The 16,937-nt window shown below is 62.1% G+C and carries 20 protein-coding genes; 9 read left to right on the forward strand and 11 right to left on the reverse strand.

Annotated elements, in window-relative coordinates; translation table 11 throughout:
• Window positions 1–3: 3 nt before the first annotated feature.
• From ACN9MZ_RS06290 to ACN9MZ_RS06300, 3 genes are all read right to left on the reverse strand, one after another.
• Window positions 4–423, reverse strand: coding sequence for a DUF3597 domain-containing protein (locus tag ACN9MZ_RS06290; RefSeq protein WP_426341370.1), 420 nt, complete (start codon window positions 421–423; stop codon window positions 4–6).
• Window positions 424–503: 80 nt separating this feature from the next.
• Window positions 504–4,079, reverse strand: coding sequence for a M1 family aminopeptidase (locus ACN9MZ_RS06295; RefSeq protein WP_426341371.1), 3,576 nt, complete (start codon window positions 4,077–4,079; stop codon window positions 504–506).
• A gap of 11 nt (window positions 4,080–4,090) precedes the next feature.
• Window positions 4,091–4,984, reverse strand: a complete 894-nt coding sequence (locus tag ACN9MZ_RS06300; protein ID WP_426168785.1) for an ABC transporter ATP-binding protein — start codon at window positions 4,982–4,984, stop codon at window positions 4,091–4,093.
• A gap of 224 nt (window positions 4,985–5,208) precedes the next feature.
• Between ACN9MZ_RS06300 and ACN9MZ_RS06305 the strand changes: the two genes are divergently transcribed.
• The 3 genes from ACN9MZ_RS06305 to coq7 all read left to right on the forward strand — a co-directional run bounded on the left by ACN9MZ_RS06305 (window position 5,209) and on the right by coq7 (window position 6,759).
• A complete protein-coding gene (locus ACN9MZ_RS06305) occupies window positions 5,209–5,664 on the forward strand; it encodes a hypothetical protein (protein ID WP_426341372.1) in 456 nt (151 codons plus the stop codon).
• Between the two features lie 12 nt (window positions 5,665–5,676).
• Window positions 5,677–5,919 carry a hypothetical protein gene (locus ACN9MZ_RS06310; protein ID WP_426341373.1) on the forward strand — a complete coding sequence of 81 codons (243 nt, stop codon included), beginning with the start codon at window positions 5,677–5,679 and terminating at the stop codon, window positions 5,917–5,919.
• A gap of 201 nt (window positions 5,920–6,120) precedes the next feature.
• Window positions 6,121–6,759: a 2-polyprenyl-3-methyl-6-methoxy-1,4-benzoquinone monooxygenase gene (gene coq7 / locus ACN9MZ_RS06315; protein WP_426341374.1), complete on the forward strand. Its 639-nt coding sequence runs from the start codon at window positions 6,121–6,123 to the stop codon at window positions 6,757–6,759.
• Here the strand turns inward: coq7 and ACN9MZ_RS06320 are convergent.
• The 4 genes from ACN9MZ_RS06320 to ACN9MZ_RS06335 all read right to left on the reverse strand — a co-directional run bounded on the left by ACN9MZ_RS06320 (window position 6,756) and on the right by ACN9MZ_RS06335 (window position 9,130).
• Complete coding sequence (locus tag ACN9MZ_RS06320; RefSeq protein ID WP_426341375.1) at window positions 6,756–6,971, reverse strand: hypothetical protein; 216 nt, start codon at window positions 6,969–6,971, stop codon at window positions 6,756–6,758. The genes coq7 and ACN9MZ_RS06320 overlap by 4 nt on opposite strands.
• Window positions 6,972–7,060: 89 nt before the next feature.
• On the reverse strand, window positions 7,061–7,801 hold the full coding sequence (locus ACN9MZ_RS06325; protein ID WP_426341376.1) for a hypothetical protein: 741 nt from the start codon (window positions 7,799–7,801) through the stop codon (window positions 7,061–7,063).
• Window positions 7,798–8,646 (reverse strand): DUF2167 domain-containing protein, encoded by an 849-nt coding sequence (locus ACN9MZ_RS06330; protein ID WP_426341377.1) that lies wholly within the window; start codon window positions 8,644–8,646, stop codon window positions 7,798–7,800. Before ACN9MZ_RS06330 ends, ACN9MZ_RS06325 begins: the two co-directional genes overlap by 4 nt.
• A gap of 76 nt (window positions 8,647–8,722) precedes the next feature.
• Complete coding sequence (locus ACN9MZ_RS06335; protein ID WP_426341378.1) at window positions 8,723–9,130, reverse strand: helix-turn-helix domain-containing protein; 408 nt, start codon at window positions 9,128–9,130, stop codon at window positions 8,723–8,725.
• A gap of 66 nt (window positions 9,131–9,196) precedes the next feature.
• Between ACN9MZ_RS06335 and ACN9MZ_RS06340 the strand changes: the two genes are divergently transcribed.
• Window positions 9,197–9,670, forward strand: a complete 474-nt coding sequence (locus ACN9MZ_RS06340; protein WP_426341379.1) for a DUF2938 domain-containing protein — start codon at window positions 9,197–9,199, stop codon at window positions 9,668–9,670.
• Window positions 9,667–10,227, forward strand: coding sequence for a flavodoxin family protein (locus ACN9MZ_RS06345; RefSeq protein ID WP_426341380.1), 561 nt, complete (start codon window positions 9,667–9,669; stop codon window positions 10,225–10,227). The genes ACN9MZ_RS06340 and ACN9MZ_RS06345 overlap by 4 nt, the downstream gene beginning before the upstream one ends.
• Here ACN9MZ_RS06345 and ACN9MZ_RS06350 read toward each other — a convergent pair.
• The 4 genes from ACN9MZ_RS06350 to ACN9MZ_RS06365 are packed head-to-tail and all read right to left on the reverse strand — an operon-like array spanning window position 10,214 to window position 13,996.
• Entirely contained in the window at window positions 10,214–10,636 is a 423-nt protein-coding gene (locus ACN9MZ_RS06350) for an OsmC family protein (protein ID WP_426341381.1), read from the reverse strand. The two genes, ACN9MZ_RS06345 and ACN9MZ_RS06350, sit on opposite strands and share 14 nt — an antisense overlap.
• Window positions 10,637–10,665: 29 nt before the next feature.
• Window positions 10,666–11,844: an ABC transporter permease gene (locus tag ACN9MZ_RS06355; protein ID WP_426321267.1), complete on the reverse strand. Its 1,179-nt coding sequence runs from the start codon at window positions 11,842–11,844 to the stop codon at window positions 10,666–10,668.
• Window positions 11,845–11,846: 2 nt separating this feature from the next.
• Complete coding sequence (locus ACN9MZ_RS06360; protein WP_426341382.1) at window positions 11,847–12,581, reverse strand: ATP-binding cassette domain-containing protein; 735 nt, start codon at window positions 12,579–12,581, stop codon at window positions 11,847–11,849.
• On the reverse strand, window positions 12,578–13,996 hold the full coding sequence (locus ACN9MZ_RS06365) for an alpha/beta hydrolase (protein ID WP_426341383.1): 1,419 nt from the start codon (window positions 13,994–13,996) through the stop codon (window positions 12,578–12,580). The genes ACN9MZ_RS06360 and ACN9MZ_RS06365 overlap by 4 nt, the downstream gene beginning before the upstream one ends.
• 223 nt (window positions 13,997–14,219) lie before the next feature.
• On the opposite strand from ACN9MZ_RS06365, the gene rplM reads away from it, so the two are divergent.
• The 4 genes from rplM to ACN9MZ_RS06385 all read left to right on the forward strand — a co-directional run bounded on the left by rplM (window position 14,220) and on the right by ACN9MZ_RS06385 (window position 16,887).
• Window positions 14,220–14,648 carry a 50S ribosomal protein L13 gene (gene rplM / locus ACN9MZ_RS06370; RefSeq protein ID WP_028102306.1) on the forward strand — a complete coding sequence of 143 codons (429 nt, stop codon included), beginning with the start codon at window positions 14,220–14,222 and terminating at the stop codon, window positions 14,646–14,648.
• A gap of 9 nt (window positions 14,649–14,657) precedes the next feature.
• Window positions 14,658–15,050, forward strand: a complete 393-nt coding sequence (gene rpsI, locus ACN9MZ_RS06375; RefSeq protein ID WP_028102305.1) for a 30S ribosomal protein S9 — start codon at window positions 14,658–14,660, stop codon at window positions 15,048–15,050.
• A gap of 121 nt (window positions 15,051–15,171) precedes the next feature.
• Complete coding sequence (argC, locus tag ACN9MZ_RS06380) at window positions 15,172–16,209, forward strand: N-acetyl-gamma-glutamyl-phosphate reductase (RefSeq protein WP_426341384.1); 1,038 nt, start codon at window positions 15,172–15,174, stop codon at window positions 16,207–16,209.
• Window positions 16,210–16,887: a DUF6776 family protein gene (locus ACN9MZ_RS06385; protein ID WP_426341385.1), complete on the forward strand. Its 678-nt coding sequence runs from the start codon at window positions 16,210–16,212 to the stop codon at window positions 16,885–16,887. It abuts the gene before it with no gap.
• Window positions 16,888–16,937: the final 50 nt, after the last annotated feature.

The following is a 16,937-nucleotide window of genomic DNA, read 5'->3' on the forward strand; positions in this document are numbered from 1 at the left end:
ATTCTACCCCTTCAGGTCGGCAGGCACCTTGCCGCCATTTTCCTCCAGCTTGTGCATGACCTGCTTATGCAGCCAGATATTCATGGCTGCGGAGTCGCCGGTGTCGCCGGTGTAGTGCAATTCCTGCGCCAGCTCCTTGCGGGCCTGCAGGCTGGAGTCGATGTCGAGCAGCTTGAGCAGGTCGACAATCGACGTACGCCAGTTCAGCGGCTGGCCCGCCTGGGCGGCCTTGGCATTGAGGATGGCCTCGACGTCGACCGGTTCCGCAGCGGCTGGCGCTGGAGCAGGCTGGGTCGGGATGGGGGCGGGCGTTGCCGCGGGCCCGCTTGGCGCAGTAGAGGGCGCACCAGAGGCCGGTGATGGGGCGGCCTCTTGATGCGACGACGGGAAAATCTTGTGGAAAATCTTGCTTAGGATGCCCATGTCTGCCTCGCTTTCATTTGCGGGAAAGCTTAACAAGCATGGGCTGGACGCAACGTGCGCTGTCTAACCGTTGGAGCACCTTAGCGCGAGATGATTTCCACGTTGCCCAGGTTATCGTCGGGCTTGCGGTCAATCAGTTTATTGTCCGGATCTATGCCTGCCTTGGCCGGGCGGCCGTTGACGACCAGCTTGAATCTCGATTCGTTGCGGTCGACCAGCTTGCGTTCACGCAGCAGGGCATTGCCGTCCTTGTCGTCGACGCCGATCTCGATCAGGTCGTGCAACGGGACTTCCTTTTCCGCCCCCAGTTCGTCGGAACGCAGCTTGGCGGCATGCACGACCAGCGTGACATCGTATTTGCCGTCCGCGCGCTTCTGGGCGGTGGCGCTGACCAGGCGGTTGTCGAACAGCACGATGGAATTGAACAGGTCATCCACCAGGTAGGCCTGCTCCGGGGGCACGATGCGGCGCAAGCCGTCCACCAGCACCGTCACGCTTGGATACGGATCGCCGTGGTAGGAATACTTGTGCAACAGTTCCGCCAGCAACTCGTTGACCTTGGCCTCGCCCACGATATCGGCCAGCAGGTACATCGCCAGGCTGCCCTTGTGGTAGTGGATGTAGTCCTGGTCTTCGTTATCGGCCAGCGGCAGTTCCTTCTTGTTCTCGATGGCGCGGCCGAACAGGTATTTGTTGAGGTCATAGCGCAGGAAGCGGCGCATGCGCTGCGGGCCGAAGCTCTTCTTCATCACCATCAGCGCCGAGTATTCGGCCAGGGTTTCGCTCAGCACCGTCGCGCCGCGCGTGTTGCCCCCGATGAGCTGGTGCGCCCACCACTGGTGCGCTACTTCGTGCGCCGTGACGTAGGTCGGGTAGTCGATGTCTTTCGGGTTCTTGTCGTCCACGCGGGCGATAAAGCCCACCGCTTCCGAATACGGGATGGTGTTCGGGAACGACTGCGCATAGCGCGCATAGCGCGGGAATTCCACGATGCGCACGATCTTGTGCTGGTAGGGGCTGAAGTTGCGCGTGTAGTAGTCGAGCGAATCCTTGACGCCCTTGACCATGCGCTCCAGGTTGTACTCGTGGCCCGGCTGGTAGTAGATCTCGATGCCGACATCCTGCCACCAGTCGTGCTTGACCGCGTAGCGGGCGGACTGGAAGGCGTAGAAGTTCAGGATCGGCTGTTCCATCTTGTAATGGAAGTAGCGGCGGCCGTTCTTGTGCCACTCCTTGACCAGCGCACCGGGCGCCACGGCGGTCTGGTCGCCGGAAGTGCCCAGGGTCGCTTCAAAGCCGACCCAGTCGGCATCGGCGCCGATGTAGTTGCTGGCCAGGCCTTTCGGATCGTCGCGCGGCAGCTTGCGTTCCTGCGCCGGCAAGCCGTGTTTCTTGCGGTCGCGCGGATCGGTCAGTTCGGCGTGGCGCTGGTAGCCGATGTGCGGCAGCACCGTGTTGTTGAAGAAGGTGCCGTTGTTCATCACCGGCGTGGTCTTGCCGAGGTTGAAGAAGCCTTTTGGCTCGTAGCTCAGTACAAAATCCAGCGTGATCTTTTCGCCCGGCTGCAGCGGCTGCTCCAGGCGATAGCTGTAAAAGCCAAGCTCCGTGTCGTTCAGGACGCGGAATGCCTTGCGGCCGAATTGCAAGGGCTGCAGGTCGGCGTCGGTATCCTGCTGCACGTAGATGGTGCTGATCGGCTGCAGGGTCTTGTTCTCGAGCTGGTACCAGCCTTTCACCTTCAGCGTGCGCTGCTCAGGGTACATGTCCAGGCCAAGGCGCACGTCGGTGATGCGCGGCTGGGCCACGTCCAGCACCTGTTTGTACTTGCGTTCATAATCGGCGCGCAATGTGTCGCGCCCGAAATGGGTCTTGAAATTGTTGACGCACAGGTTATAGGACAGTACACCGCCGGCGCCGAGGAACAAGGCCAGGCCGACGCCGAAGGCGCCCAGCACCGGCAGCGTCAACCCGTGGCGCGCCAGGCTGACCCGCTGGCGCCATTCCTCGTTGGTGCCGCGCGGCCAGAACACCACGGTCAGCACCATCAGCATCACGGCGGCGCCGGCCCAATACAGTTCGAACCAGCGCTCGCGCGCCATGAAGTGGCCGAAGCCATTCATGTCGGAGTAGGGCAGTTCGGGCGTTACGCCGTACATCAGCAAAGGATGGTCGAGGCCCAGGGTGGCGAAGGTGATCGTCGCCACGTAGTAGACGATCATCACGAAGTAGGCCACGTATTTGTGGTTCACCAGCACCTGGGTGGTGATCGCCAGTACGGCAATCAGGGCGCAGGCCGGGAGCTGCACGGTGAACAGCCATTCGAAATACAGGCCGGGCTGCAGGTTGAAGTAGCCGCGGAAAAGCTGGATCGACATGCCGACCAGCATGACGATGAACAGCAACAGCGCCTGCACGCCGATCAGGCCAAACAGCTTGGACAGGATGGGCAGCCAGCTCGGCACCGGCATCGCGTCCAGCATCTGCGACATGCGGTGTTCGCGCTCGCGCCACACCATTTCGCCGGCATAGAAGGTGGTCACCACCAGCATGAACAGCGAGAAGGTGTTCGTCACCATTTCCAGCACCAGGTAGGTGACCGGATAGGTGCCGGTGCCGTACATCGAGCCCATGTCCAGCGAACCGGCGTACATGGTCAGCACGCCGGCCAGGACGATCACGAAGAAGTAGATGTTCTTGGTGGTTTCGCGCAGGTTCAGGTAGCTGAAGCGCATCAAGAGCAGGCCGAGGCTGCGCGCCTTGAAGTCCGGCTTCTCGTTGGTCGAGGCGGCAATCTGGGTCAGGTTGGCCGGCAAGTCGCTGTCGGTGCGCGCCGCCGCGCCGCTATCGACCGTGCTGATAAAGTGGAAGCGCCAGTAGCCAAGCAGCAGCGCCACCAGCGCGAAGGAAGACCAGATCACGCGGTTCAGCAGGAATACGCCTTCCGGCAGCACCAGGCGCACATTGCGTTCGGCGATCGGCCAGTATTCGGTGAGGCGGATCACGGCGGTGGTGCCGAAAGGATCGATCAGCGCAGCCAGCGTCTTGTAGTCAAGGTCGCGCGCCAGGCCCGGCGCCACGATATAGCCGACCAGCATGACCACGCTCGACACGTACACCGGCAGCATGCGCCGCGTCAGCGCGGCCAGCACGAAGAAAATGGCGCCGAAGATGAACAGGTTGGGCAGCAGCGACAGCGCGTAAGGCAGCAGATAGTGCAGCAGGTTGAAGGGACCGAGGCGCTCCGGATCGATGCCCGGCACCTGCGTGCCAAGCCACACGCCAAGCGGGATCGAGGCGAACACCACGCACAGCACCAGCCAGGCGCCGAGGAAGCGGCCCAGCATGTACTGGAATTTGCGGATCGGGGCGGAAAAGAAGAAGTGGTGGGTCTCGTACTCGAAGTCCTGCTGCACCGAGCGCCCCATCATGGCGGCGACGATGATCACGCCCATGCAGCCGAGGAAGGAGGAGGTCAGCATGATCGAGCGCGGCGCATTGATGAACACGCGGCCGCCAAAACTGACGATGGCTTCCTTGAACACGCCGCCGGCGGCGGCCATCCATAGGACGGCCAGCAGCAGGAACATACCGAAGTAGACCCAGGTCGAGAACAGCTTCAGGCGCTGCTTCGCTTCAAAGAGGGCGATGGCGAACATGGCGGCCCCGGTCAGTCGCAGGCTTTGCTGACGTCGTGGCGGCCGAGGATGGTCGCGAAATACAGGTCTTCCAGGTCGCCCAGCGCTTCCTCGAAGCCGTCGCCCGGGTCGTCGTCGTTGTAGACGTGGATCAGGGTGCGGCCGGACATCAGGCGGGTCGAGATCACGGCATGGCGCTGCTGGAAATAGGACAGCTCCTTCTTGTCGATGAAACGCGCCCAGATCTTGCAGCTCACGTCATCGATCAATTGCTGGGTGGCGCCTGCCACCATCAGCTTGCCTTTGTTGATGATGGCCATATTGGCGCACAGGTCGGCCACGTCGGACACGATGTGGGTCGACAGGATCACGGTGCGGTCTTCGCCGATATCGGACAAGAGGTTGTGGAAGCGCACGCGCTCCTGCGGGTCCAGGCCGGCAGTCGGTTCGTCGACGATGATCAGTTTCGGGTCGCCCAGCAGGGCCTGCGCGATGCCGAAGCGCTGGCGCATGCCGCCGGAAAAGCCGCCCAGGCGCTGGTTGCGCACTTCGAACAGGTTGGTTTGCTGCAGCAGGCCATCGACCACTTCACGGCGGCGGGAACGATTGGACAAGCCTTTCAGGATCGCGAAATGGTCGAGCATTTCATAGGCCGTCACTTTCGGGTAGACGCCAAAATCCTGCGGCAGGTAGCCGAGCAGGCGGCGGATTTCATCCTTTTCATCGAGCACATCGAGGTCACCGAAGAACACCGAGCCGGAATCGCATTCCTGCAAAGTGGCCAGGGTACGCATCAGGGTCGACTTGCCGGCGCCATTCGGACCCAGCAAGCCGAACATGCCGGAAGGGATGGTCAGCGACACATTGTCGAGCGCGACGACCCCATTGGCATAGGTCTTCGATAAATTCTTGATGCGCAATTGCATGGTGGCTCCGCTAACCCTTTTCACATGATGGCATTGTATTGAATGCGCGACATATCGGTTGCCCGTATGCGATGGCCCGCGCAATCTGCGCCCCAGATTGCACTTTCCGGGGAACGAAAAGTGCGCTTCCGGCCTTGGTTTAGCACTAAAGTTTCAAGGGTAACAAGGTTGATACCCCCGCGCAAGGAACAAATCTGGACAAAATTGCTATATAGTCCCTAGCCATGCAAGCACACCACCCAAAACTTGACGCGGCAGTGCAGGAGAAAATCCTGACCGTGACCCGTTGCGGGCTGACGGCCAGCGAGTCCACCGGCTTTTTCCGCACCGCGATCGGCCTGTATTACCTGGCCAGCCTGATGACCAAGGAGCAGCTGGACTTCAAGGCGCTGGACAAGGCCTTCAACCGCTTCGTCTACCGCTCGATTGGCGGCGGGCATAGCATGACCAGCATCCTGCAGTTCCTGAGTGGCGGCAAGGTGGTGGAGGTGCTGGACTCGCCGCGCTTCATGCGGGCCATGGCGGACTACCTGCCGGAAGTGCCGGTCGATTCGATTCCCTTCCTGCTGGGCCTGAACCTGGGCGTGGCAAAGGACATCTCCAAGATCGACGCCCGCGGGCCGGTGGCTGATTGGCTGGAGAAGCAGCGCATTCTGCGGGAAGAAGCAGGTCGCACCTAAGGGGCTTCGGTGATGGTGGGGTGGACGTTGCTGTGGGATGTGTTTTTCCCGGTTTCTGAAGTGCGTTTGGTATTTGTTTTGCTTGCGTTGAATGCTGGTGCCGGCGCGGCGTTTCTTGCCTACCGGCGTGACAATAATCCGTATATTTCGATTGGCCGGCTGGGCGGTGCTGTTCTGGTCACCGCGACTGGCGTGGCTGTCTGCGTGGCGATATTTGTGATGATGCTGCTTGTCATTCCTGCGTGGATACGATGACAACGTGGGCAATACCGTAAATGCACCGCGTGCTGGAGACTTCATCATGGCGCTTGGTGGACTAAGCTTGAAAAAGCTGTTGATGTATTGCGGTGTCGTGGTCATCGAAAAAGGATGCTAGGTCACTTCAATGCATGGTAGTGAAGTATCCGTAGCACCGGGCATATAATGTGGTTTTCCGAACAAGCTGGACGAACCATCATGAACCGCTACCACAATCCCCTCGACCGTTTCATCACTGGCGCCGACAAGGCATTGCGCGTGCTGGCTGGCGTGCATTCGGCCTCGCGCCCGAATCCGGCGGTGCATGCGGCGGATGCGGCGATGACGGAGCAGGAGCACCGCCACAGCGCGGGCTTGATGCGGGTGAATCATGTGGGCGAGGTGATGGCGCAGGCGCTGTACAACTCGCAGTCCCGTTTTGCCAAGAGCGATGAGGCGCGCGCCGCCTTCGACAAAGCCAGCCGCGAAGAGGAAGATCATCTGGCGTGGTGCGCGCAGCGCTTGTCGGAACTGGGCTCGCAACCGAGCTTCCTGAATCCCTTGTTCTATGCCGGCGCCTATGCGTTGGGCACGGCTGCCGCGCTGGCGGGCGATAAGCAAAGCCTGGGCTTCGTGGTGGAGACCGAGCGCCAGGTTGAAGCCCACCTGGCCAGCCATCTGGACCGCTTGCCGCCGCAGGACGCCAAGTCCCGCGCCATCGTAGAACAAATGCGCGTCGATGAAATCGCGCATGGCAAGGCGGCCGAAGACATGGGCGCCGAGAAGACGCCGCTGCCTATCCAGCTAGCGATGAAAGCCATGTCGAAGGTCATGACTTCGACCACCTATTACATTTAAAAGACCCCGGTCGCCTTCAGCGCAAGGGCTATGATCACGGTTACATTGGTGATCGATAACCCTGCAACCCAACGAGTTAACGTCAGCATCCCGCTGCGCAGAGACTCGACTTTGCCGTCGAGCCTGTTGATATCCCCGCGTAGCAAGGCAATGGCTTCCTTTTGATGCTCCATTTCAGTCTCTAGCTTAACGATACGTGGCTCGTAGTCCATATTACCTCCGTTAGCAGAAGTTAGACTCTGCCGCAGTTTGTGGCGGGAGGCTTTGAGCTTGGACAGGAAGGAGCGCGGAAGGTTCCGCGTCAAGTATTTGACGTGAATTCGCGGCTGAGCGCCGCGTGGTATTCGCCCAGTGCCAGGGCGCGTGGGGTGCCTTCGTTTTCCCAGGCGATGGCGTTGTCGATGCGTTTGATCACGGTCGGCAGGGTGGCCGTCCAGTCGTCCTTGCGCAGCAGGCGGCGGCTGGCGGAGTCCAGTTCTTCGGAAGGCGCGTTGCGCCAGCTGATGTGGCGCACCAGGTTCAGGGCGAACGGGGGACAGGTCAGCGATTCGAAGGCCAGCGCGCCGACCTGGCGGCCAGTCAGCTGCAAGGCGCCGCGTTTGAACCAGACGTAGGCCAGTGCGAGCAGCGCGGCTGCGTAGAACAGCAGGATGCCGGCGGCGATTGCCACGTTGCCGTAGCGGGAGAACAGGCCGGCTGGGATAAGGCCGAACAGGGACAGCGCCATCAGCCAGATAAACGGCGCCAGCACTTTGTAGGGGTCGAACGAAGGCGGCGTCCAGCGCTGCGAGGCCGGTGCCGCGGCGACCATCTGCTGTTTCCAGCGCAGCCGGAACGCCGGGCGGTGCGGCAGCAGGGGATTGGGCAGGAACGGTTCCTTGCCGCGCAAGGTGTAGTGCTCGGCGCCGAAATGCAGCGACCAGCGGCTACCCAGGGTAGCCGCCAGCACGCCTTCATTCGAATGCAGCAGCCGCGCCGAGTCGTACAGGTACAAGCCAGCCATGGCCGCTACCAGCAGGATTTCGGCGTGGAAGGCAATCAATTGCTGGTTTCTTTCTTCTTGAACAGCGACTTCAGGCCAGCGATGGCTGCCACGCCACCGACTGCAACCAGCTTCCACATCTTGGCCAGGAACAGGGCCGCGGCAGCCCAGAAGCCTTTCTTGGTCGCGATGACAGCGGCGCCGCCGGTCACCAGGGCGGCCAGGCCGAATTCGGCAACGTGGTCGCCCGGCTTGAACTCGGAGTACTTTTCACCGTCGTTGTAATCGAAGCCGGTCAGCACTTTGCGGAAGCTCGCCACGTCGGCGTCCAGCGTTTCAGGCGAGGACACCAGGGTCGCGCTCATCACGCCGCTGCGGCCCAGCAGGCGGATGGTGTAGTTCAGCGAAACGCCGTGATCCGAGCGCAGCTTCAGGCCCCATTCCAGTTGCTTGGTCTTTTCGTCGTAGTGCGGCGGAACGTACCAGCCTTCGGTGTACAGGGCGCCCAGGCCGAGACGCTTGCGTTCTTGGTTGGCTGGCTCGTCGCTTTCCTTCAGGGTTTTCAGCAACGCGTCGGCATCGATCTTGTCGCCTTCCTTGACGTAGCCGCTCTGGTCGAAGGTGAAGGTGGCCCACCAGCCGCCTTCGCTGTCCAGGATGGTGTAGTTGCCGTCTTCCGGCAGGTTGCCGGTCAGCTCCAGGAAGCGACGCGAGTTCTTGTCGTCCAGGAATTGCACTTTATCGCTTGGCGTTTTCAGGGTGGCCTTGCCGGCGATGGCTTCGGCGCGCGGGCCGGTGTGCCAATCCAGCTTGTCGAATTCCGCCTTGCGCTGCTCTGCAGTCATGTCGGCCATGGCAAATACCGGCACCAGCGCAAGCGCAATCACCCAGTTACGAATCTTCATTGTTATTCCCCGTTGAGTTATTTTGGATAAACCCAAGAGGATAGCAGCAGGGACGCTGTCCAAAATGCGTACTTTCTCACATTCGCAGGCTGCGTTCAATGGCACCGGAAGCGGCAGCCTTCAGCAGGCGCTGGAATTTTGGGCACTCGGCATGGCTCGGAGCAGGGCAGGCCGCCGCGTGGCGCAGCCCTTCGCTCATCGCCTTGAGGCGCTTGGCCAGGGCCTCGATCTGTTCCGCCTTGGCCAGCAGGAAGGCGCGGTCGATGGACGTGCCGCCGTCTGGCGTGAACATGGAGCCGATTTCGTCCAGCGACAGGCCGGCTGATTGGCCCAGCGAAATGATGGCCAGCGTGTCGAGCACGCCCGGCGCATAGGTGCGCCGCAAGCCGTTGCGGCCAACCGGCTTGATCAGGCCTTTTTTCTCGTAATAGCGCAGCGTGGAGGCGGCCATGCCCGAGCGCTGCGCGACTTCGGCGATATCCATCAAAAATCCCTTGACTTGAAGTTGACTTCAACTTCTACAGTGTGCACATCAACCACGGAGATTGCAATGGAAATCATCATCATCGGCATTGGCGCCACCATCGTGTTCGACGTGTGGCTGGTCCTGCTCAAGCGCATGGGCGTGAAGACCATGAACATGGCCTTCATCGGCCGTTGGGCCGGGCACCTGGCGCAGGGCCGCTTCGCACATGACTCGATTGCGGCAGCGCCGGCCGTCAGTGGCGAGCGCGCGCTGGGGTGGATGGTGCATTACGCGACGGGCGTGGCGTTTGCCGGTGCCTTGGTAGCGGTGGCGGGCCAGGGCTGGCTGCATGCGCCGAGCATCGGTCCGGCACTGGCAGTCGGCATCGCCACCGTCGGAGCGCCGCTGTTCGTGATGCAGCCTTCGATGGGCCTGGGCATCGCGTCCAGCAAGACGCCGGCGCCGCTGAAGAACTGCTTGCGCAGCGTCGCCAACCACACCGTCTTCGGACTTGGACTTTATCTTTCCGCCTTACTCATAAAAGGAATCGCGCAATGAAGAAACTCGCAGTGATCTACCACAGCGCCCACGGCCACACGGAGCATATCGCCTCGCATATCGCGCAAGGCGCAGCCGGCGTGCCAGGAATGGAGGTGCATGTGCTCAAGGCATCGGAGCTGGCAGGGGCGCCGGATGCGCTCCTGCAGTACGATGGCATGCTGCTTGGCTCGCCGACCTATCTTGGCGGCGTGTCGGGCGTGTTCAAGACCTTCATGGATGCCACCGGCAAGATGTGGCGCTCGCAGCAGCTGAAAGGCAAGCTGGCGGGCGGCTTCACGGTATCGTCGCTGCCTGCGGGGGACAAGCAATCCACGCTGGTGTCGATGTTCACCTTCTGCATGCAGCACGGGATGATCTGGGCCGGCAATCCCATCCTGCCGGAGCAGCATTCAGGCGTCCCTTACGATGAAGCTGCCAATCGCCTGGGGTCATGGTCCGGCCTGATGGCGCAGGCCGGGCATGGCACGGCGGCGCATGAATTCCCTGCGGGGGACATCAAGACCGCCCGCATGTTCGGGCAGGGTTTTGCCGAGACCTTGATCAGGCTTCGATAATGTCGAAGCTGTGGGTGATCTGCGCCGTCTTGGCCAGCATGATGCTGGCGGAGCAGTACTTGTCGTGGGACAGGGTGATGGCGCGGTCGACCACTTCCGGCTTCAGGTCCTTGCCGGTGACGACGAAGTGGAAGTTAATCTTGGTGAAGACCTTGGGCTCGGTCTCGGCGCGTTCGGCTTGCAGTACGACTTCGCAACCGCGTACGTCGGCACGGCCCTTCTTCAGGATCAGCACCACATCATAGGCTGTGCAGCCGCCGGTACCCAGCAACACCATTTCCATCGGACGCGGGGCCAGGTTATGGCCGCCGCCTTCCGGGGCGCCGTCCATGGCGACCATGTGGCCAGAACCGGTCTGGGCGCGGAAACTCATGCCCGACGGGCCATTCCAGCTAACTTTAACTTCCATGTGAACTCTCCGTTAAATGCGTCCGGGCATTATACGGTCATCATGTATTTCTCGCTCTTCATGCGCCGCTCGGTATACCAGACGCACAGCATGGCCAGCAGCAGGCTGCTGAAGAAGGTTTGCAGGAAGGGCAGCATGCCGATGCTGCCGCCCTTGGCCAGCTCGCGCAGCAGGGTTTGGTTGGACAGCACGGGCACCATGTACATCCACCAGCTATTGGTCAGGTTCATCATCGGCACCAGGATCACCGGCACCAGCGGCACGATCATGGTGAAGCTGACCAGGGTCTGGGCTTCCTTGAAGGAGCGGGCGTTGATGGCCAGGGCGATTTCCAGCGCCGCGGCGAACAGGGACAGGGTGGCGGAGGCCAGGCACACCATGGCCAGGTCGCGCCAGCCCAGGCGCCAGGATAGGCCGATTTCCTCCAGCGGCAGCCATTTCAGGATGCCATGCGCGATCGCCAGCTCCAGCGTGATGCCGACAATCGACAGCAGCGAAGCCGCCAGCCATTTGCCGACGATCAGGTCGGCCGGCCGCAGGGGCTGCGCCATCAGCACCTCCAGCGAGCGTCGTTCGCGCTCGCCAGCCGTGCTGTCGACTGCGGTGCTCATGCAGAACATGAAGGCCGGGATGAAGAAGATGCCCAGCATGGTGCTGATGGTGTTGGCCGAACGCGAAGCGCTGGTGCCGGCATCATAGCGCTGCACCAGCACCGGGTTCAGGTTGACCGGCGACACGCCATGCGCCAGCAAGCGCGCGCTGGCGATATTGCGGCTGTAATCGCGCAGCACGTATTCCACTTCATCGATCTTGCGCGAACTGTCGGAGGCGGAGTCGAACCACAGCTCGACCCGCGCCGGGCGCATGGCGTGGTAGTTCTCGGCGAATTCCGGTGTCAGGCGCAGCACGGCCGTCACGGTCTGTTTGCGCAGCAGGGCGTTGATATCTTCTTCGCCCATGGCTTCAAGCTCGGTGATGTTGACGTTGCGCTGGCGTAGTTGGTTCATCAGGGTTGGCGCCTGTTCGCTGCCGATCACCGCCAGTTCCACGCCTTCGCGCTCCGGCTTGGTGGCGCGGTCGATTTGCCGTTGCAGCATGAAGCCGACCAGGATCGGATACATCAGCACGAACAGCAGCAGCAGGCTGAGGGCGCGGCGGTCGCGCAAGGTCTCCACCAGTTCCTTGCGCAGCACGATGGGGAATTTCATCCTCATAGCTCGATCCCTTCCTCGGTGCCGACCAGGCGCACGAAAGCATCTTCCAGGCTTGGCAAGCCCGCCTGTTCGCACAACTGCTGCGGCGTGCCTTGGGTGACCGTGGTGCCGTTGGCGATCACGATCACGTCGTCGCAGGAATGGATCACTTCCTGCATCACGTGGGTCGCCATGATCACGCAGCAGCCGTCCGCCTTCAGCGCGGCCAGCGCGCGGCGCAGGGCGCGCGTGCTCATCACGTCCAGGCCCCGGCTTGGCTCGTCGAGCAGCAGGTGGCGCGGCCGGTGCAGCAGGGTGCGCGCCAGGGCGACCTTGATGCGCTGGCCTTGCGAGAAGCCTTTTGCGCGGCGGTCGATGATGTCTTCCAGTGACAGCAGCTCGGTGACTTCCTTCGTGCGCTGTTCGATGTCGGCATCAACCATGTCGTTCAACTCGCCGAAGTAGCGCAGGTATTCGCGTGTGGTCAGGCGTTCGTACAGGCCGAACTGGTCGGTCAGCACGCCGACGTTGCGCCGTACTGCCATCGGATCGATGGCAGGATCGACGCCGTCGATGGAGATGGTGCCGTGGTCGCGCTGCAGCAGGCCGACCAGGGTGCGCAACAAGGTGGTCTTGCCGGCGCCGTTCGGTCCGAGCAGGGCGGTGATGATGCCGTCGCGCGCGGTGAAGCTGGCGCCGGCCAGCGCCTGCACCTTGCCGAAGCGCTTGCAGAGGTTATGGACTTCGATCATGGCTGTGGCCCTGCGCTATTGAGCTGGAAAGTCGGCGCCGGGATCTCGTTGAGGCATTCCGCCTTCACCGGGACGCCGGGCTGGTCGAGGAATCCGCGCAGCAGGCGCGGCATGCACCCGAGCGGCGAGACGATGTGCCCGCCATTCTTCACGATCAGGTGCTGGGCATTCTTCATGTACTTGCGCGCCGCTTCGGCGCGGCGCGGCGGCGTGACCGGGTCGAGTGCGCCGGACATCAGCAGCACCGGCGCCTGGATTACCGTCGGCTCCTTGTAAGGCACGGCCGGCACGGCGATGGTTTCGCACATTGTCCCGATGCGCATGATTTGCGGCGCGCCGAGGAACGAGCCTTTTGTATCCTCTTCCAGCAATTGCGGCGTCAGGCGCGGGAAGTCCTCGGCGCAGACCACCGCCAGGTGCAGCGGCATGGCCGGCCCGCCCTCGGAAGAGAAATCGCGCGACACATTGCTGCGCGCGATGAAGGGCTGCCAGCGGTCCTGGTAGGCGCTGTGAATCAGGAAAGGCAGGCGCCGGCTGTCCGCCTGCGAATACAGGATGTTATGCACCGTGCCGATGAAGCGCATGCTGGTCATTTCGACCTTGGTGGGTTCCGCCGTACGCGGATCGGGCAGCGAGAGCGATTGCGGCGCCCTGGCCAGGCGCGCCGCCAGCGCCTCGAACTCGGCGCGCAGGCTGGGGAAGGCGGCGGCGCAGACGGTATCACTGGCACATTGCTTGAACAGGGCGTCGAGCGCCGCCTGCGCATCGTGCGCGCCGGCCGGCACCACCTGGTCGGGCGCCGCCACGCCGTCCAGCACCAGGGTGCGCACGCTGCCGGGATACAAGCGGGCATAGGCCTGGGCCAGGCGGCTGCCGTAGGAGCCGCCCCAGACATTGATGCGGCCGTAACCGAGGGCGCCGCGCACCGCTTCGATGTCGCGCGCCGCCTGCTCGGTCGTATAAAGGTTGAAGCGCTTGTTCAAGCCCTTGATGCAGGCGCGGGTCTCGGCCAGCAATTCGTCTTCCGTGGCAGTTTCGGCATTCTTGCCCGGTTTGCAATCGAGCTTGCCGGATAATCCGGTGCCGCGCTGGTCGATCAGCACGATGTCGCGCGTGGCGCGCACCTTGCGGAAAGTGGTGTTCAGCAAGGGCACCAGGTCGGAACCTGCCTCGCCCGGGCCGCCGGCCAGCAGGAACAGCGGATCGCGCCGCGCCGATTCGCGCAGGGCGGGGGCGACGGCAACGTGCAGGCTGAGGGTGGCGCCGGGGGCGTGGTGGTCGAGTGGCACCGCCAATCTCAGGCAGCGCAGGGACTCTTCGGTGCCGGGCAGGTGGCAATCCTTGCCGGGTTGGGCCAGAGCCTGGGCAGGCACCCATGAAAACGCTAACAACGTGGCCAGCATGAGCGATCGCATGGCCGTCTCCTCTTGTGATTCTGGGGTTCCATAGTAGCTCGGCAATATCTGCTTAGCAACGGCAACCCGGTACAGGGCGGGGTTGACCCGGCGGGGCTGGCCGGGCTATAATCGCCAGCTTTCCTTTTCGCTCGGGAAAATTAAACAAGAAGGATGCGTCCGCTGAAGCACAGGGGCGGAACCACCGATAGAGCGTTTTTTATCTTTCACAGAAAGTTCAAACATGAAAACTTTTTCCGCTAAGGGCCATGAAGTCCAGCGCGATTGGTTCGTGATTGACGCGACGGACAAAGTCCTCGGCCGTGTTGCCAGCGAAGTGGCACGCCGACTGCGCGGCAAGCATAAGCCAGAATTCACCCCTCACGTTGACACCGGCGACTTCATCGTTGTCGTGAACGCAGGCAAGCTGCGCGTGACCGGTACCAAAGCAACCGAGAAGACCTACTACCGTCACTCCGGTTACCCAGGCGGCATCTACGAGACCAACTTCCTGAAGATGCAACAGCGCTTCCCAGGCCGCGCCCTGGAAAAGGCAGTGAAAGGCATGCTGCCGAAGGGTCCTCTGGGCTACGCCATGATCAAGAAGCTGAAAGTGTACGCTGAGGGTTCCCACCCACACGCTGCCCAGCAACCTAAAGCACTCGAATTCTAAGGAACTGACATGATCGGTAACTACAACTACGGCACCGGCCGTCGCAAGAGTGCAGTTGCTCGCGTGTTCATCAAAGCTGGCACCGGCCAGATCATCGTGAACGGCAAGCCAGCAGCTGAGTACTTCTCCCGTGAAACCGGCCTGATGGTGATCCGTCAGCCGCTGGAACTGACCGGCAACGTTGAACGTTTCGACATCAAAGTCAACGTGCACGGCGGCGGCGAGTCCGGCCAGGCAGGTGCTGTGCGTCACGGCATCACCCGCGCTCTGATCGACTACGATGCAGGCCTGAAGGGCGACCTGGCACGTGCCGGCTTCGTCACTCGCGATGCACGTGAAGTTGAACGTAAAAAAGTTGGTCTGCGCAAAGCACGTCGCGCAAAGCAATTCTCGAAGCGTTAATCTTTACGCTCTCGTACAAAAAGCCGCTGGGTTCCAGCGGCTTTTTTGTTTTGTAAACCCGCTATATCCGGGTTTGATAAAATGACCCCCTCACCAATATTTACCTCGCAAGGAAGAGATCATGATCAAAGTAGGCATCGTCGGCGGCACGGGTTACACGGGCGTGGAACTGCTGCGACTGTTGGCCGGGCACCCTGAAGTCGAACTGGCCGCGATCACTTCGCGCAAAGAGGACGGCTTGCCGGTGGCTGAGATGTATCCTTCCCTGCGCGGCCGCGTGACTATCGCCTTCTCCGCGCCGGACAAGGTCGACCTGACCCAGTGCGACGTGGTGTTCTTCGCCACCCCGCACGGCGTGGCCATGGCGCAGGCGCCGGAGCTGCTGGCCAAGGGCGTGAAAGTAATCGACCTGGCAGCGGACTTCCGCATCAAGGACCGCGCCGTGTTCGAAAAAACCTACAAGATCGACCACACCGCGCCGGAACTGCTGGAGCAAGCCGTGTACGGCCTGCCTGAGCTGAACCGCGAAGACATCAAGAAAGCCAAGCTGATCGCCAACCCAGGCTGCTACCCGACTACCATGCAGCTGGGCTTCGTACCGCTGCTGAAGGCCGGCCTGATCGACGCCGGCCACCTGATCGCCGACTGCAAATCCGGCGTGTCCGGCGCCGGCCGCAAGGCGGAAATCGGCACCCTGTTCTCCGAATCGTCGGACAACTTCAAGGCCTACGGCGTGAGCGGCCACCGCCACACCCCGGAAACCGCGGCCCAGCTGCAGCGCTTCACCAGCGAGAAGGTCAACCTGATCTTCACCCCGCACCTGACCCCGATGATCCGCGGCATGCACTCGACCCTGTACGCGCGCCTGACCAAGGAAATCAGCAACGAAGAACTGCAACAGCTGTTCGAAGACGCCTATGCCGACCAGCCCTTCGTGGATGTGATGCCATGGGGTTCGCATCCGGAAACCCGCAGCACCCGCGGCGCCAATATGCTGCGCCTGGCGCTGCATCGCCCGAACAATGGCGACACCCTGATCGTGCTAGTGGTGCAGGACAACCTGGTCAAGGGCGCATCCGGCCAGGCCGTGCAGTGCATGAACCTGATGTTCGGCCTGGACGAAGGCATGGGCCTGCAAACCATCGCCCTGATGCCTTAAGTGGAAGCCCGCATGGAGCAGGCGCGCGTGCCAATGCTGGTACGCGTGCTGGGCCTGGCTGCGGTCCTGGTCGCCGGCGGCGCGCTGGCGGTGTGGGGCGTCGACCTGGGCAAGCGCGTGGTTGGCGTATCGAAAGGCGAATCCGGGCCCACGGTTGCCAAACAACTTGCTGCGGTCGAGCTGGAGCTGGCCCGTGTATCGGCTGAGCGTGATGAGTTGGCCGAGAAGCTGAAGGCAGCTCCCATGGCAGCGCCCGCACCGGCCGCTTCCGATGCCGAACTGGCAAAATTGCATGCCGACCTGGCCCTGCTGGAGGAAGCGCTGCCGCCAGCGAAGGCCGGTTCCGGCCTGCTCATCCGCGGCATGCAAGCCCGCATGGCGGCGCCAAAGCTCTTGCATTACACGGTTTTGCTCCAATATGGTGCGAAGAAGAAGGGCCCATCCGCCTTCTCCGGCCGGCTCAAACTGTCGGTCGCCGTCATCCAGGATGGCAAGAAAGCGGTGCTCGAATACCCGAAGGACGGCGCCGAGCGCTACGACCTGAAAGTGGACCGTTACCAGCGCGTTGACGGCACGCTGGAGCTGCCGGAAGGCGTGAAAGTGGTGGCAGTCAAGGTCAGCCTGTCGGAAAAGGGCAAAATCGTAGCCGATGAGACAACGACAGTGCGCAGCCTCTAAAGCGGCCAAGTCCGGCATGGACTATAATGGGACAACTGATTTTAAGTGGG

Source organism: Pseudoduganella sp. S-14 (assembly GCF_049913285.1).
Lineage (GTDB): Bacteria > Pseudomonadota > Gammaproteobacteria > Burkholderiales > Burkholderiaceae_D > Rugamonas.

Coding starts and splice junctions, on each gene's coding strand:
- ACN9MZ_RS06350 (WP_426341381.1), bottom strand. CDS start 10,636: ATGGAAGTTAAAGTTAGCTGGAATGGCCCGTCGGGCATGAGTTTCCGC.
- ACN9MZ_RS06320 (WP_426341375.1), bottom strand. CDS start 6,971: ATGGACTACGAGCCACGTATCGTTAAGCTAGAGACTGAAATGGAGCAT.
- ACN9MZ_RS06305 (WP_426341372.1), top strand. CDS start 5,209: ATGCAAGCACACCACCCAAAACTTGACGCGGCAGTGCAGGAGAAAATC.
- rpsI (WP_028102305.1), top strand. CDS start 14,658: ATGATCGGTAACTACAACTACGGCACCGGCCGTCGCAAGAGTGCAGTT.
- ACN9MZ_RS06355 (WP_426321267.1), bottom strand. CDS start 11,844: ATGAAATTCCCCATCGTGCTGCGCAAGGAACTGGTGGAGACCTTGCGC.
- ACN9MZ_RS06340 (WP_426341379.1), top strand. CDS start 9,197: ATGGAAATCATCATCATCGGCATTGGCGCCACCATCGTGTTCGACGTG.
- rplM (WP_028102306.1), top strand. CDS start 14,220: ATGAAAACTTTTTCCGCTAAGGGCCATGAAGTCCAGCGCGATTGGTTC.
- ACN9MZ_RS06330 (WP_426341377.1), bottom strand. CDS start 8,646: ATGAAGATTCGTAACTGGGTGATTGCGCTTGCGCTGGTGCCGGTATTT.
- ACN9MZ_RS06295 (WP_426341371.1), bottom strand. CDS start 4,079: ATGTTCGCCATCGCCCTCTTTGAAGCGAAGCAGCGCCTGAAGCTGTTC.
- ACN9MZ_RS06360 (WP_426341382.1), bottom strand. CDS start 12,581: ATGATCGAAGTCCATAACCTCTGCAAGCGCTTCGGCAAGGTGCAGGCG.
- ACN9MZ_RS06300 (WP_426168785.1), bottom strand. CDS start 4,984: ATGCAATTGCGCATCAAGAATTTATCGAAGACCTATGCCAATGGGGTC.
- argC (WP_426341384.1), top strand. CDS start 15,172: ATGATCAAAGTAGGCATCGTCGGCGGCACGGGTTACACGGGCGTGGAA.
- ACN9MZ_RS06335 (WP_426341378.1), bottom strand. CDS start 9,130: ATGGATATCGCCGAAGTCGCGCAGCGCTCGGGCATGGCCGCCTCCACG.
- ACN9MZ_RS06290 (WP_426341370.1), bottom strand. CDS start 423: ATGGGCATCCTAAGCAAGATTTTCCACAAGATTTTCCCGTCGTCGCAT.
- ACN9MZ_RS06365 (WP_426341383.1), bottom strand. CDS start 13,996: ATGCGATCGCTCATGCTGGCCACGTTGTTAGCGTTTTCATGGGTGCCT.
- coq7 (WP_426341374.1), top strand. CDS start 6,121: ATGAACCGCTACCACAATCCCCTCGACCGTTTCATCACTGGCGCCGAC.
- ACN9MZ_RS06345 (WP_426341380.1), top strand. CDS start 9,667: ATGAAGAAACTCGCAGTGATCTACCACAGCGCCCACGGCCACACGGAG.
- ACN9MZ_RS06310 (WP_426341373.1), top strand. CDS start 5,677: ATGGTGGGGTGGACGTTGCTGTGGGATGTGTTTTTCCCGGTTTCTGAA.